The sequence below is a fragment of the Paracrocinitomix mangrovi genome, assembly GCF_019740355.2.
GTDB lineage: Bacteria > Bacteroidota > Bacteroidia > Flavobacteriales_D > Crocinitomicaceae > Paracrocinitomix > Paracrocinitomix mangrovi.
The window spans coordinates 1543120-1556631 of the sequence record NZ_CP091819.1 but is presented as its reverse complement, the minus strand read 5'-3'; the positions used below and the strand labels follow the sequence as shown (position 1 = coordinate 1556631).

Here is a 13512-nt window from a genome sequence, read left to right as displayed (position 1 = left end):
AAAGTCAGGTCCCCATTTTCTTACATTTGCCATTATGTTAGTGAGATCAGCATTCATATTATGTGTATTCTTGACTTCTTCTTTTCTAGGATTTGGACAAGTTGAAAGAGACACGTCAAAGGTTTATAAAGTCGTTAAACAAAACGGGATGGAGTATGTGGGTAAAATCCTAAAGGATGATGGCCGAGAAGTGCTGATTGTAACTGATGATCTGGGTATGATTTATCTACCTAAATCGGATATTAGATCAATTAGAACTGTAGAAGAAGAAGAGATTGCATCAGGAAACTTCAGGGAGGTGGGGCCTTTTACTACCAGGTATTATTTTACAAATAATGCTTTACCTATTACAAAAAAGGAGCATTATGCAATGGTTCATTTATACGGCCCGGAGGTTCATTTTGCACTTACAGATAATTTTTCACTTGGAGTAATGTCAACTTGGGCGGCCTCTCCACTTGGTTTGGCTATGAAGTACTCATTTCAGGCAGGAGACAAAGTTCATTTTTCATTGGGAACGATCATGCTAAGTTCTGGGTATTTATTTCAGGCTAAAGGTTGGGGAGGATTACATTGGGCATCTATGACGTATGGTCAACCAGGTAAGAATATTAATATTTCAGCCGGATATGGATATGTTGACCTGGGTTTCAATGATCAGCATGAATACGAAACGGGATGGAATAGAATGGATCATGGTCCGGTTTTTTCAGTAGGCGGACTTGCTCCGGTTGGTAAAAAAGGGAGTTTTATTTTTGATTCCATGTTTGGGATCGCGGAAAACAGAAACTATGAAGTTATTGGAACTATTCCTGGGACAAATACTACTGGAGAAGAAATTATTTTAGAAAATTCGGGTACAGTTTTTTCAACGCTATTTATGCCGGGAATGAGATTTCAAAACAAAGAGAACAGGGCTTTTCAAATTGCTTTAGCCGGAATTGTTCAATATAGCACAAACGGTTATAGCATTGCAGATCCAGATAAGAAGTTGCGTACTATACCGTTTCCAATGTGTTCATGGTTCTTTAAATTTTAATAGATGAGGTTGATAGGTATTTTCATATTGATGTTTGCATTTATAGCTTGTGAAAAAGAATATAAAACCTACGAAACAAGTTTTGTAACTGATGTAGTGGTTGATTCATGTACAAGTGTTGACGTGAATGTTCAGGCAACGGTGGAGACGGGCGCGGAAATACAGCAAATAGGAATCTTATGGAGTATGTGTAGTAATCTTAAGATTACCGATCCTGAAGATAATAATGGCTGTTATGAGCAACCCAATATCTTTTTAGCTAAAAATGATTCTTTGAATTACTCTATCCATTTAAATGGTGACTTCGATTATTATGGCGAACCGGGGTTTGATCCGGGAAACCTTTATTTCGTTCGTCCATTCATGGTTATTGAAAGACATGTTTATTATGGTGCTGTTGACACCATACTTTGTCAATAATCAATTACTTTCAAGAATTTAATACACAACAGACAAGCAGATAATAGGAATGTACTTCCGAGTATGATAAGAAAGATTGTTAGTGGCAGCATTTGTTTTGGTTTTTGAGGTGAAATTTTCCAACCAAAACATCTTCTTAGGTATTAGCAATACTAATGAAAAGCTAGTAGCATCAAAAGAATTGTAGTTCAATTTTTTCATGGACGATTTGGATTGGGGTTCTTTGTTAACGTTACCCAAATCGGTTTAGTATGTAGATTGTAATTTAAATTGAAGATTCAATAAAATCAATTAAAGAATGTATTACTTTGATGTGAATTTCCTGAACTCTATCAGCATATTCACTTTTAGGCGCTCTTATTTCAATATCTGCTAGACTGCTAAGTTTCCCTCCATCTTTACCGGTTAAGGCAATGACTTTTATGTTTTTCTTTTTAGCTTCTTCTGCAGCTTTAAGCACATTGGATGAATTGCCGGATGTGGATATAGCTAGGAGTACGTCACCTGATTTTCCAACACTTTCAACATATCTTGAAAAAATAAAGTCAAATCCATAGTCGTTACCAACACATGTAATATGAGAAGGATCTGAAATAGAAACCGCGGCAATGGGAGGACGATTATCTCTAAATCTTCCTGTCAATTCTTCTGCAAAGTGCATGGCATCACACATAGAACCTCCGTTTCCACATGAGATAAGTTTACCTCCACTTTGTATTGAATTTACCATCAATTCACCAGCCTTTTTTATGGCTTCAATATTTGCCTTGTTTTCAGTGAATTCGGCTAATACACGTTGGGCTTCTAAAAAATGGCTCGCTATTTGATTAGTACTCATTAGAAAGTTGAATTTATCAAAAGTAACAAATTTGTATTCCGCATTGGTGATCAAAGTTAGAAAGTTCTATTATATTTGAGAGATCCAATTTGGGTACCATAAATTTAAATGTATGAAAAAATTATTTTTACTTCTGTTGTTCTCAAGTGTCGTGACTGGGGCTTTTTCGCAGGGATGCCTACAAGCTTGGAAAGATGCTTTTAAGAAAAGAGGTGCCTACACTGTAGCAGATGATATGCACAGAAAAGTTTACATCCATTTTGCTGATGGAGAAGACTCTTATTGCGTGGAAGGTAAGGCAAGAGTTGAAAATGGTAAAATCCAATCTGTATTTTTACAGTTTGAGGATGGAACCTATGAACTAATGGATATGAAGATTACAAATCTTGCTGGTAATCAGGCGGGAATTGAAAACGGAATATCTGAAGAAATGATCAATGAAAAAGGAGAGCATTTCTTTGTGATTTTTGTTGAAAAACTAAAACCGAAAAAGAAGGAATATAAAACTGTTGGTGGTCCAGGAGATTTATAATTCTATAAACATATTTTAAAGCCCCTCAATTTTTTACTTGAGGGGTTTTTTATTGTACATTTATTTCAACCAAATTTTGAACCTATGAAATTAATAGTGACAGCATTACTTGTTTTATTCTCAGTGCAATTGATCGCTCAACAACCTTATCGTGACGATAAAAAAAGATGGGGTATAAGTAGAGATGGAGATGGTGGTGAAAAAGATAGCATCATTGTTCGCGCTCAATATGACGAGATTAAATCGCTAGATGAATATGAATTTGCCAAAGTTTTTTGCGGAATGCAAAATGATGAGTGGGCGTTAATTACAACAAACAAAATTGTAGCTCAACAGAAATATTCAAGCATTATTGTTCCAGATTTTATGCCTGATTTTGCTGTAGCATATAGAGATGGTTACATTGATTTAATCAAAGTTGATACCGTTGGAAATACAGAGTTTATAATTAGAGGAGTACAGGCAGATGCTGTTTATGATGGTGCTGATTATTTATCTGGTTATTCTGATTTTGTAATGACAATTAAAGGCGAAACCTATGGTTTGATTAATTGGATGGAAGGAAAAGAAGTTTTGAAGGCTAATTACACCGGAATTCAATCAAATCTGAATGAAGAAGTAGGTAAAATTGCTTTTATTGGTAGCAAAGAAACTGCTCATACATTTCATAATAATAAAGGAGAAAAAATATTTGAAATCAATTCTGAAAATGCAGTTCAGGATGTAAAAGAAATTGTTGATGGAGGATTTCAATTAACCAGTAAAGGGAAAAAAGGAACACTTCATGGTTTTTATTACATGCCTAAAAAATGGTTCATTCCGGTTGAGTATGATGAGTTTGCTCTTATTGATAACTTACCTGAAGCAGCCATTGTCAAAGGAAAAAAAGGTTACGGACTTTACTTTGAAGGTAAGTTGATATTGCCTTGTGAGTATCTCGCCATGGAGAAAGGTGATAAGCGCGGTTATATAGCAATTGCAACTGATAAAAAAGGCCGTCATTACGTAACACCTGAAGGTAAATTGGTAGACCTTTGATTTTAGGCACAAATCTTGTGGCATAGCGTCAAATGCCACGAATTACATTGACGATATTATTTTTAATCGTCCTGTCTGTTGTATACGGACAAGAGAAGTTTAAAAATGGAGAAAAGTACGGTTTAAAGTACAATGGAATTGTCATGTATAATGCCGAGTATGATCAAATTGTGATCCATGAATATTTTGTTGCAGGTAAAAAAGAGCATCTGTGGTACAACCTATCACCAGTCGAAAAAAACGCAATCACTCCGTATAAAAAATTCGATTTTTCATTATCTGAATCCTTAATTGTTGTTGGATTGAGAAAAGGAGGGGGATTAGATGTGATGGATGAAACCGGCTCAAATATTTATCTTGAAAATGGTGATTTTGATAAGCTGAGCATATTCGGAGCTGAAGGTTCATATCAAAATGATGATCTGCTACTGGTAAAAAAGAATGGGAAGTTTGGCGTAATTGATTGGACCAAGCAAAAAACGGTATTGCCGCCGATTTATTCAAAAATCAAGATTCACAAGCATTGTCATCCTGATTCTTATATTTTTTTCACCCAAAAAGGACATGAGTTAGCAATTGTTGATCACAATGGTGATGAAGTAATGTCATTCAATTCCAGATTGGTACAAGACATGTATCCTGCATTGAATTGTAATGGATTTTATTTGAAGAAAGGAATTTACTATGGCTTTTGTCAAAAACAATCAAATGGAAAATATTTTCTAATCCCTCCAAAATATGATGACATCTCTTTTCCCACAGGTTCTACAGATTTTATAGTACTTACCAAAAATGATAAAAAAGGTCTTTATTTCAGAAAGCAATTGGTTTTGAAATGTAGGTATGAAGAAATTTGGGAAGCTGATAGCCCTTATTTTGTTGCCAATGTGAGGGTAAACGGAATTTTAAAAAGATTGCATCCCAATGGGATGTTGTTACTGCCTAACGAACAATACATCTATGAAGATAGGTAAGTGGTCTGAATAACCTCCATGGTATTTAAATCCTATGTATGTTCTGTTGGTGATTTTTCCAACACCGTCTTTTTCTTCTTCTAATAAAAAGTCTGCATCAAAAATATGACTGTTTTCAAGTCCTGATTTAAGACCGTTTTTTCCTTTCAACAAGGCTTGTGTTATTACAAATTGGTCCAGAATTCCCCACTCGTGATCATACTTATGGGTTCCTTTTTTGAACTCATATTGCCAAACCGTATTAATTAGGTCTTCCTTGGATAAAGTTGTAGTGTCTTTTTGAGCTTTTAGAACTTCATGCATACTTATATCATCTGGATGATCGTTAAAATCTCCCATAGCGATAATTGAAGCATTTGGATTAACAGTCATGATTGAATCATACTTTGAACGCAGTACTCTTGCGGCTTCTTCTCTTTTGGGAGCAGTAGCTAGTTGCCCTCCATATCTTGAAGGCCAGTGATTAACAAATAAGTGCAAAGTGTCTTTATGATGTGTTGTACCCTTAACATATAAGATGTCTCTTGTTGGTCTGCTATCTTCTCCAAATTTCAAAACAAATGGGTGAAATGAAACAGGTTTAAAGTAGTCTTCTCTGTATAACATGGCAACATCAATTCCTCTTCGGTCACCGCTTTCTTGATGAATGATCTTATATCCAAATTTCTTCAAAGGAGAATTGTAAACCAGATCATTTAGACATTGAATGTTTTCTATTTCACAAAGTCCTATCACGGCAGGTGGTTCCCATTCACCAACTGCTAAAACGGTTTTGCCTATTTTGTTTAGTTTGTCCTTGTATCGTTTGTACGACCAAAATCTTGTTCCTTCCGGTGTAAATTCTTCATCATTTTTTAAACTGTCATCAGAGGGATGAAAAAGGTTCTCAACATTGTAGAACATTATTCTCAATCCGGATTTGGTTTCTTGTGGATTTTGTCCCCACGAGAAGTTTTGCCAAAAGGCAACAGCCAAAAGCAATATTATTTTTGAATTTTTAATGACAGTAACCATAAAAGTGAGAATACAATTGTAGCAAAAAACAAAACAAGCGCAATTTTTATAAATATTGGATTTGTTATCAAATGATCAATTTCTTTCCCCTGAACAATTCCGTTGATAGGAGTAAATCCAACTGCCAGCCAAACCGATATGTATGAGAGTGTGATGCCTGTTTCCTGAACTGTTTTTGCCAGTGCATGTCTTTGAACATCTTTAAAATATGCCTTGAACGGAAGCATTAAAATATACTTCAAGCTTTTTTCAACCAGATAAGCTAAAAATATAATCCCCGTCCATGAAAAAATTTCTGAACGGGGAATATCTGTTAATGAACTTGCCAATTCTAATCCTAAGTAGACTAGAACAATTGTCAAGCTCAATAAAAAAGCTGTTTTTAGCATTGTTTATCCAATGTCTTTTCCTTTAGCGTCTTCAATAGACTCTTTTAAAGAGTTACCAACCAACGTTCCTTTGATAATTTGTTGTTGGAAATCTGCCATTGCCGAAGGGGTATGAGGAATCAATACAGCAGAATTTTTACCATTTGATCCAATGCTGTTTAAAGTATCAAAGTACTGCGTCATCAATACAAACTGCATAACTTCCTCATGTGTAATGTTTTTAAGTGATTTTTGAAAATCTTCAACAGACTCTTTAAAACCTCTAACGATTTCAAGTCTTTGTTGAGCGATACCTTCACCGGATAATCTTTTAGATTCAGCATCTGCTTCTGCAGCTTTTACAATTCTAATTTTAGCTGCTTCAGCTTCTTCCATAGTCGCTTCTTTATCTCTTTTAGCCGCATTAATTCTGTTCATTGATTCTTTTACATGTGAATCAGGGTCAATATCAGTTACAAGTGCCTTGATAATTAAGTATCCATAATCATCCATTGACTCACCAAGGTTATGTCTTACAGCTACCGCGATATCTTCTTTCTTAGCAAATACGTCATCCAATTCCATTTTAGGTACCTCTGCTCTTACATCATCATATACATATGAAGCAATTTGATGTTTTGCATTGTCCAATGCATAAAAGGCTTCGTGCAATTTGCTTGACATTACCTGGTATTGTACTGAAACTCTAACATGTACGAATACGTCATCATGTGTTTTTGTTTCAACATCTACATCTAATTGCTGAATTCTAAGATTTAAAACACCTGCTTTTCGATCGATAAATGGTATGATCAATCCAAAACCGGCATTGGCCATTCGTTTGAATTTTCCTAAACGTTGAATTACATAAACTGTTTTCTCATCTACTAGAATAATAGATTTAATAATCAATAATAACAGTATAGCACCTGCGATACTATAAATTACTATCATGCTTTGGTCGTTCATAAATTGAAAGATTTGATCCGAGCAGAATCTTATATCAGAAGCGGTTCGGAAAGGTTATTGTTTGAGTTAAATATAAGAATTTTTTAAAGGCGTAATTGACAATCTTACAAAGGATGCAATAATTCCGTCTAAATGGTTTAACATGCTATGATTCAATTTTTTTACGTACATTGAAAAATCAAATTATCTCGTAACTATGATTGAATTTTTGCAAGGAATATCAACCGGAATCTACATAGGATTAGCTTTTTTGGCAGTTATTGGTTTGTTATCTCAGATGTCATTATATGCCAAAGCAGGTCAACCTGCAATATCAGCTTTAGTTCCGGTATGGAACGTTGTAGTTTTTATAAAAGTAGTTGGTCGTCCGGCAAAACATGCTTTGTTTTTAATTATTCCGGGATTAATAATGTTAGGAGCAGCTATTGCATTTTGGCCTTCACTTGATGCCCTTTTTCCTCATCATGATCCGGATGCTGGATGGATAGCAGGTCCCGGTTCATTAAAAGATGCCATGGTTCCCTTGGCTATTATGGGGGTAGCTGCTTTACCTTTGCTTTTTTTCATGATCATTATGTTTATTGAGGTTTGTGATAGTTTTGGAAAGCATTCAACGGTAGATAAAATACTTTGCGTCATTTTTAATGGTATCTATATATTGATAGTTTTAGGGGTTTCACCAACTCCTTATGAATCTGCCTGGTGGTCAAGAAAGCGTGGAAAGCCTTATTATATGCCTGATTTTAATCACAAGGGTAAAAAGTATCTTATTACGCCAACAGAGCCAATTCAAGACGATTATAAAAATCAAAAACTCAAGGTTAAATCTATCTCTAAGGATTGGGATCCACTAGGAGGGAAAAATCTAAAAGAAACGGAAGAATCTGATGAAGTAATCATTGCCGGAGATATGAAGGTGAGTATGCTTGCTGCCGACCTTAAAGGAAGTACTGATGGTGACAGTAATGAAGTTAAAAAGTCTTGGCAAGAAGAAATGAAAGAAAAATTCAAAAAGGATTAATTCAACCCTTTAATGCTTTATTCCAGTATGGTTAAAGTTTATTTGACCCTATCAATTTTAATTATCTCAAAACTCTCATTTGCTTGTACATGTGAGTATTTTCAGACTTTTAGTTTGGCATTGTATGATTCATATAAAGACATAGTAGAAGTAAAAATTGAAAAGGTGCATCAACCGATTCAGAAATCTTACGATTCAACAGAAATTCCACCTCCGCCCATTGTTTCTTTAAATGCAGAATATAAGGTAACAATTCTTGAGGTTTATAAAGGTGATCTTACAGCAAAGGATAGTGTTTTTAGTTTTGAGATAAGATCCTCCTGTGGCTGGGAACCTAAACTAGGTTCAACTTTTATTTTTTACTTATATAATGACCAAAGCAGGTATAATATAGATATGTGTACTCATACGATATCTAAAGAATCAAATCATTATGAAAGTGAGAGACAAATCCTAAGACAATTGTCAGATAAAAAAGGAGCCTTTTCTGTTAAACAATCTAATCACAATGTTCTGGAAGGTCAGTTTAAAAATTCTAAAAGAGAGGGAATTTGGAAAATTTACATTCCGGATTTATTTAAAAGTGAAAAGCAAAATGAATCAGTTGAACCCGATTTGGTTTTGACCTATAAAAAAGGGGAGTTAACTAATGTTCAACCGGCTAAAGATTTTAATCGGAAAGATTGGGTGCATATGTTTACTTTGGATTATTTCTATGATTTATGGAAAGGAATAGATGGCGAATAACACTACACTTCAACCATTAACTGAAAGCCCATCTGATGAAAAGTTTCAATTTTAATACTGGAATCATGGACGAGATATTTTCTCAATTTACCAATGTAAACATCCATTGATCTTTTAGTGAAGTAATCATTTTGTTTCCAAATAGTATCTAAAGCTATGTCTCTAGGCATAATTTTTCCCTGATATCTACAAAGCAATTCAAGCAATAAGGCTTCTTTTGGTGATAGCTTCTTATCCCCATTGACATGTTGCAGCATCCTGCTGCTTGGATTAAATATGTAAGTTCCAAATTGATAACTCTCCTTAGTTTCCGGCATCAAATTATCCGTATTGGTTCGATTAATTAATGCTTTGATTTTTAACAGAAGTACTTCGGTATCAAAAGGTTTTGTCAAATAATCATCTGCACCTATTTGATAACCCTTCACCAAATCTTCCTTTTGATTTTTAGCGGTTAGATAAAAAAATGGAACATCTTTTTTTGCAGCAATTTTTTCACCCAAAGTAAATCCATCCATATGCGGCATCATCACATCCAAAATGCATAAGTCAAAGTCATTTTGCATAAAAATAGAGTAGGCCTCTGTTCCATTTTTCGCCCATGTAACATCATATTGACTAAGCTCCAAATAGTTCTTTAAAAGAGAACCAAAATTTTCTTCGTCTTCTGCTAATAGAATTCTCTTTTTCATGAAGGGTTAAATTTTAATGATGCCTTGGTTCCACTTCCAACTTTACTGCTTAGTTCAATGGTTCCGCCCATTTTTTCAATAACCAGCTTTGCATAGCTCAATCCAAGTCCAAATCCTTTAGTATTGTGCAAGTCACCTGTTTGGGCTCTATAAAAGTTGTCAAATACCTTAGACAATTGTTTCTGGTCCATTCCTATACCCTGATCACTAATAGATACTGAAAGATTTTTTGGATCTGAAATAATTGCAATTTTTGCTTTTCCTTCAGAATATTTGATGGCATTTTCAATCAGATTGACAAAGACTTTTTCTAGATGAAATGCATTTGCTTTTACTGTAAAATCAGTTAGTTTGGAAGTGTCTATTTCTACTTTGTTGCCTTCAATCTGTAAATCAAATTGTTTGATTGCTTTGGTCATAATATCCATAATGTTGACCAGTTCTAAAGGTATGTCAAGGGCATCTTTGCTTAATGCGGCTACTTCCAAAATTCTTTCAACTTGATTGTTTAGTTTGTGCTTTTCACTTTGGATGATGGCTACATATTTTTCAAGGTTTTCTTTTGTAAGCTCCGTGTTTGGATGAATGAGTGAATCAGCAGCCAAAGAAATAGACGCCAATGGTGTTTTAAATTCATGCGTCATATTATTGATGAAGTCTGACTTAATCTGCGAAATCTTTTTGTGTTTGATTACTAATCTGATACTGTACGCAAAAACAATTGTAATGATGGCAATGAATAATATGGAAAGTAAAATCATTGGCCAAATTTCTTTCCAAATAAGATCAGATTTATTTAAAGTGATTTGTAGATCATATCTCCCCGGTTCTAAGACATCTGTAGTGAACATTGGAATGTCATAATCTGTTGTATGCGCATTTTTAGGATAAATAACATACTCCGCCTTTTCATTGTCCCAAATTCCCCAATTGTTAACCTCACCAAGACCTTTTAATTCAAATTCCTCTATCAATAATTCCTGAACATGTGCGCTATCAAGCCTCACATCATGTTCAGAAAGAAATTCTAATTTAATCCTGCTCAATAAAGACTCTACCTGAACCAGTCCTTCTTCAATACCTTCCAATTCTAAACTATCATCTTCAGATATAAAATGACTTTCAAACCTGTGTTGAAAAACTTGTTCATCTTTATCCCATTTATCTGAATCACTAGATGACATTACTTTCACTTCAATGTTTACAGCAGTGTCAGATTGAGATCTGTAAATTATTTGCTCCATTTCAGAGCCGGCTGAACTATGAATAAATGGAGAACCAATGTCATTAAAAATAGTGTCGCCAATAAAAGCCATAGCTCTATAATCCGTTAGCTGCTGTTCAATGTTGTTAACTGCCTGGTAAACATTGTTGTCAATTAATGCTTGTTTTTCAGTTACAGCTTTGTCAATCCAACGATATTGTACGTAAACAATCCCCGCAAGGGCAAGGCACATCAACAAAATCAATATGGGAATAATCCTTTTTTGCATTGATTCAAAAGTACAGTGAGGAAAAGACTGCGCCAAAACTTTAACCTTTTTTAACCTGCCTTTTACTTTCCTTTAACCTCAAAGCCTATGCAATCACCATAATTTTGACTCAAAATCAAATGTGAAATACAAACTAAAAAATAGAAAGATGAAAAATTTAAAAACAACATTATTAGCCGGAGTAGGAGTGCTAGGTATCACTGCAATGGTTTATTCTTTTACAGCTGATGAGGATCCTAAATCACCTAAAATGAAAAAATATGAGGTAGTAAGAATGGTTGATGGAGAAATGATGCAATATGACACTTTAATTGCTGCAAATTCAACTTATGCTCCACAAGATTATTTAAACGATCTTGGATTTTCAAATGATGCCAATGTGAGTATTATTGATATGAGCAATTTTAAACCTAATGAATTTACAATGTTTCATGATGAATTAGGGGAAGATCATATTCACATGGAAGAGATAAATGAAGGTGATGGTAAAATGATATTTGTTGAAATCAATGAAGAATCTACTGAAGGTGAACAAATTGAATTCAAAGAAGGGGAACCACACGAGATTAAAATTGAAAAGCGAATAGTGAGAACTCAAAATGGTGATGAAATTGAAGAAGACGTGCAAATTGAAGTACAGACTGTATTGGAATCTATCAATATTGACAGTTTAATTCAGGCGGCAATGGAAATGACAGAAGGTGATTCGGCACATCCACATATGATGCATAAAATGATTGTTTTAGATAAAGAGTTTGAAGAAATGGATGGAGAAATGGAGTGGAAAGAGATAGATGCAGATGGAGCCACTTACTTTAAGGAAATTGAAGGACCAAATCATCACATGGAAGTAGCTGTTTGGGGAGATGAATCTGAAGATTTTACTTTGTTAATTGTAAGTGTGGCAGATGAAAATGGAAATAAAACTGCCAATGCTCTAGAAAATGAGGAGATAGGAACATTTAAAATGTATCCAAATCCCGCAAATACAACAACCAAACTTCAATTCAATTTTGAAGACAAAGCACCTACCACAATTATGATCTCAGATATAAAAGGAACGGTAATAATGGAAATGGATTTGGGAAATTTCTCTGGTCATTTTAATAAGGATATAAACGTAGAAGACTGGTCAAAAGGAGTTTATATTGTTCAATTAGAACATGGATCAAATAAGATTTTAGAGAAACTAATTGTAGAATAAGCTTGTAAGCAAAATAACTAAATAGTAGTTATATTTTTTCATAGCAACCTCCTGTCAATTTGATGGGAGGTTTTGTTTTTAGCGTTGTCAGATAATTACTTAAATTTGACCCATTAATCTGAAATTCATTATAAATAAAGTAGTGTGATTTTACACTGCGATATAAATTTGAAATATGAGTAAAGCATATGTTTTTCCCGGACAGGGAGCTCAGTTTGTAGGAATGGGAAAAGATTTGTACGACAATTCTCCATTGGCGAAAGATCTTTTTGAAAAAGCTAACGATATTCTAGGTTTTAGAATTACTGATGTAATGTTTAATGGAACTGATGAAGATTTGAAGCAAACCAAAGTAACTCAACCGGCTATCTTTTTACACTCGGTAATTTTAGCCAAAGTTTTGGGAGATGATTTTAAGCCAGATATGGTTGCAGGACATTCTTTAGGGGAGTTGTCTGCATTAGTTGCGAATGGTACTTTGAATTTTGAAGATGGTTTAAAATTGGTTTCACAACGAGCATTAGCTATGCAAAAAGCTTGTGAAGCTGAGCCGTCAACTATGGCTGCAATTTTAGGTTTAGAAGATAATGTTGTAGAAGAAGTTTGCGCTTCAATTGACGGAATTGTGGTTGCAGCAAATTACAACTGTCCTGGTCAGTTAGTGATTTCAGGAGCAGTTCCTGCAGTTGATGCAGCTTGTGAAAAATTAACAGAGGCAGGGGCAAAACGAGCTCTAAAATTGCCTGTTGGTGGAGCATTTCACTCACCTTTAATGGAGCCTGCCAGAGCTGAATTGGCTGCCGCAATTGAAGCAACAACTTTCAATCAACCAGCTTGTCCGGTTTATCAAAATGTTACTGCTTCAGCGGTTACAGATCCGAATGAAATTAAAAAGAATCTAGTAGCCCAATTAACAGCTCCTGTTAGATGGACTCAAACCATGAATCAAATGATTGCTGATGGAGCCTCTTCTGTTACAGAAGTTGGACCTGGTAAAGTGCTTCAAGGATTGTTTAAAAAAGTAGACCGTGCTTTCCCTACAGAAAGCGCAGCTTTAGAAACTGCTTAATTAAGTATTTGATAATATTACAAGGGCTGGAGAAAACTTCAGCCCTTTTTTTGTGGTTACATTTTTACAAAAAGAACATCAATAAGTGAATTTT

At 34.7% G+C, this 13512-nt stretch carries 16 protein-coding genes; 9 read left to right on the top strand and 7 right to left on the bottom strand.

Annotated elements, in window-relative coordinates; all coding sequences use genetic code 11:
- Positions 1-34 precede the first annotated feature (34 nt).
- A complete protein-coding gene (locus K6119_RS06970; protein ID WP_221837273.1) occupies positions 35-1039 on the top strand; it encodes a hypothetical protein in 1005 nt (334 codons plus the stop codon).
- A gap of 3 nt (positions 1040-1042) precedes the next feature.
- Entirely contained in the window at positions 1043-1459 is a 417-nt protein-coding gene (locus K6119_RS06965) for a hypothetical protein (protein WP_221837271.1), read from the top strand.
- A gap of 18 nt (positions 1460-1477) precedes the next feature.
- Here the strand turns inward: K6119_RS06965 and K6119_RS06960 are convergent, their stop codons facing one another.
- Positions 1478-1660: a hypothetical protein gene (locus K6119_RS06960; RefSeq protein WP_221837269.1), complete on the bottom strand. Its 183-nt coding sequence runs from the start codon at positions 1658-1660 to the stop codon at positions 1478-1480.
- Positions 1661-1724: 64 nt separating this feature from the next.
- Complete coding sequence (gene lpcA / locus K6119_RS06955; protein WP_221837266.1) at positions 1725-2297, bottom strand: D-sedoheptulose 7-phosphate isomerase; 573 nt, start codon at positions 2295-2297, stop codon at positions 1725-1727.
- 112 nt (positions 2298-2409) lie between these two features.
- Between lpcA and K6119_RS06950 the strand changes: the two genes are divergently transcribed.
- The 3 genes from K6119_RS06950 (at position 2410) to K6119_RS06940 (ending at position 4841) form a co-directional block, all read left to right on the top strand.
- Positions 2410-2829 (top strand): hypothetical protein, encoded by a 420-nt coding sequence (locus K6119_RS06950; RefSeq protein ID WP_221837255.1) that lies wholly within the window; start codon positions 2410-2412, stop codon positions 2827-2829.
- 84 nt (positions 2830-2913) lie between these two features.
- A complete protein-coding gene (locus K6119_RS06945) occupies positions 2914-3867 on the top strand; it encodes a hypothetical protein (protein WP_221837253.1) in 954 nt (317 codons plus the stop codon).
- A gap of 47 nt (positions 3868-3914) precedes the next feature.
- Positions 3915-4841, top strand: coding sequence for a WG repeat-containing protein (locus tag K6119_RS06940; RefSeq protein ID WP_237828120.1), 927 nt, complete (start codon positions 3915-3917; stop codon positions 4839-4841).
- On the opposite strand, the gene K6119_RS06935 is transcribed toward K6119_RS06940, so the two are convergent.
- The 3 genes from K6119_RS06935 to K6119_RS06925 are packed head-to-tail and all read right to left on the bottom strand — an operon-like array spanning position 4803 to position 7192.
- Complete coding sequence (locus K6119_RS06935) at positions 4803-5816, bottom strand: endonuclease/exonuclease/phosphatase family protein (RefSeq protein ID WP_221837247.1); 1014 nt, start codon at positions 5814-5816, stop codon at positions 4803-4805. The genes K6119_RS06940 and K6119_RS06935 overlap by 39 nt on opposite strands.
- Positions 5817-5824: 8 nt before the next feature.
- Entirely contained in the window at positions 5825-6244 is a 420-nt protein-coding gene (locus K6119_RS06930) for a hypothetical protein (RefSeq protein WP_221837244.1), read from the bottom strand.
- 3 nt (positions 6245-6247) lie between these two features.
- Positions 6248-7192, bottom strand: coding sequence for an SPFH domain-containing protein (locus tag K6119_RS06925; protein ID WP_221837241.1), 945 nt, complete (start codon positions 7190-7192; stop codon positions 6248-6250).
- Between the two features lie 196 nt (positions 7193-7388).
- On the opposite strand from K6119_RS06925, the gene K6119_RS06920 reads away from it, so the two are divergent.
- Both K6119_RS06920 and K6119_RS06915 read left to right on the top strand, forming a co-directional pair.
- A complete protein-coding gene (locus K6119_RS06920; protein ID WP_221837238.1) occupies positions 7389-8213 on the top strand; it encodes a DUF5684 domain-containing protein in 825 nt (274 codons plus the stop codon).
- Positions 8214-8225: 12 nt separating this feature from the next.
- Positions 8226-8960 (top strand): hypothetical protein, encoded by a 735-nt coding sequence (locus K6119_RS06915; RefSeq protein WP_221837235.1) that lies wholly within the window; start codon positions 8226-8228, stop codon positions 8958-8960.
- A gap of 2 nt (positions 8961-8962) precedes the next feature.
- Here the strand turns inward: K6119_RS06915 and K6119_RS06910 are convergent, their stop codons facing one another.
- Both K6119_RS06910 and K6119_RS06905 read right to left on the bottom strand, forming a co-directional pair.
- Positions 8963-9652: a response regulator transcription factor gene (locus tag K6119_RS06910; RefSeq protein ID WP_221837232.1), complete on the bottom strand. Its 690-nt coding sequence runs from the start codon at positions 9650-9652 to the stop codon at positions 8963-8965.
- Positions 9649-11145, bottom strand: coding sequence for a sensor histidine kinase (locus K6119_RS06905; protein WP_221837228.1), 1497 nt, complete (start codon positions 11143-11145; stop codon positions 9649-9651). Before K6119_RS06905 ends, K6119_RS06910 begins: the two co-directional genes overlap by 4 nt.
- A 148-nt stretch (positions 11146-11293) precedes the next feature.
- Between K6119_RS06905 and K6119_RS06900 the strand changes: the two genes are divergently transcribed.
- Together K6119_RS06900 and fabD are read left to right on the top strand one after the other, a co-directional pair.
- A complete protein-coding gene (locus K6119_RS06900) occupies positions 11294-12349 on the top strand; it encodes a T9SS type A sorting domain-containing protein (RefSeq protein ID WP_221837224.1) in 1056 nt (351 codons plus the stop codon).
- Between the two features lie 175 nt (positions 12350-12524).
- A complete protein-coding gene (gene fabD / locus K6119_RS06895) occupies positions 12525-13418 on the top strand; it encodes an ACP S-malonyltransferase (protein WP_221837221.1) in 894 nt (297 codons plus the stop codon).
- The last annotated feature ends 94 nt before the right edge of the window (positions 13419-13512 follow it).

Excerpts from the sequence above, each read along its gene's own strand:
- K6119_RS06970 (WP_221837273.1), top strand. The coding sequence starts at position 35 with ATGTTAGTGAGATCAGCATTCATATTATGTGTATTCTTGACTTCTTCT.
- K6119_RS06965 (WP_221837271.1), top strand. The coding sequence starts at position 1,043 with ATGAGGTTGATAGGTATTTTCATATTGATGTTTGCATTTATAGCTTGT.
- K6119_RS06960 (WP_221837269.1), bottom strand. The coding sequence starts at position 1,660 with ATGAAAAAATTGAACTACAATTCTTTTGATGCTACTAGCTTTTCATTA.
- lpcA (WP_221837266.1), bottom strand. The coding sequence starts at position 2,297 with ATGAGTACTAATCAAATAGCGAGCCATTTTTTAGAAGCCCAACGTGTA.
- K6119_RS06950 (WP_221837255.1), top strand. The coding sequence starts at position 2,410 with ATGAAAAAATTATTTTTACTTCTGTTGTTCTCAAGTGTCGTGACTGGG.
- K6119_RS06945 (WP_221837253.1), top strand. The coding sequence starts at position 2,914 with ATGAAATTAATAGTGACAGCATTACTTGTTTTATTCTCAGTGCAATTG.
- K6119_RS06930 (WP_221837244.1), bottom strand. The coding sequence starts at position 6,244 with ATGCTAAAAACAGCTTTTTTATTGAGCTTGACAATTGTTCTAGTCTAC.
- K6119_RS06925 (WP_221837241.1), bottom strand. The coding sequence starts at position 7,192 with ATGAACGACCAAAGCATGATAGTAATTTATAGTATCGCAGGTGCTATA.
- K6119_RS06920 (WP_221837238.1), top strand. The coding sequence starts at position 7,389 with ATGATTGAATTTTTGCAAGGAATATCAACCGGAATCTACATAGGATTA.
- K6119_RS06915 (WP_221837235.1), top strand. The coding sequence starts at position 8,226 with ATGCTTTATTCCAGTATGGTTAAAGTTTATTTGACCCTATCAATTTTA.
- K6119_RS06910 (WP_221837232.1), bottom strand. The coding sequence starts at position 9,652 with ATGAAAAAGAGAATTCTATTAGCAGAAGACGAAGAAAATTTTGGTTCT.
- K6119_RS06905 (WP_221837228.1), bottom strand. The coding sequence starts at position 11,145 with ATGCAAAAAAGGATTATTCCCATATTGATTTTGTTGATGTGCCTTGCC.
- K6119_RS06900 (WP_221837224.1), top strand. The coding sequence starts at position 11,294 with ATGAAAAATTTAAAAACAACATTATTAGCCGGAGTAGGAGTGCTAGGT.
- fabD (WP_221837221.1), top strand. The coding sequence starts at position 12,525 with ATGAGTAAAGCATATGTTTTTCCCGGACAGGGAGCTCAGTTTGTAGGA.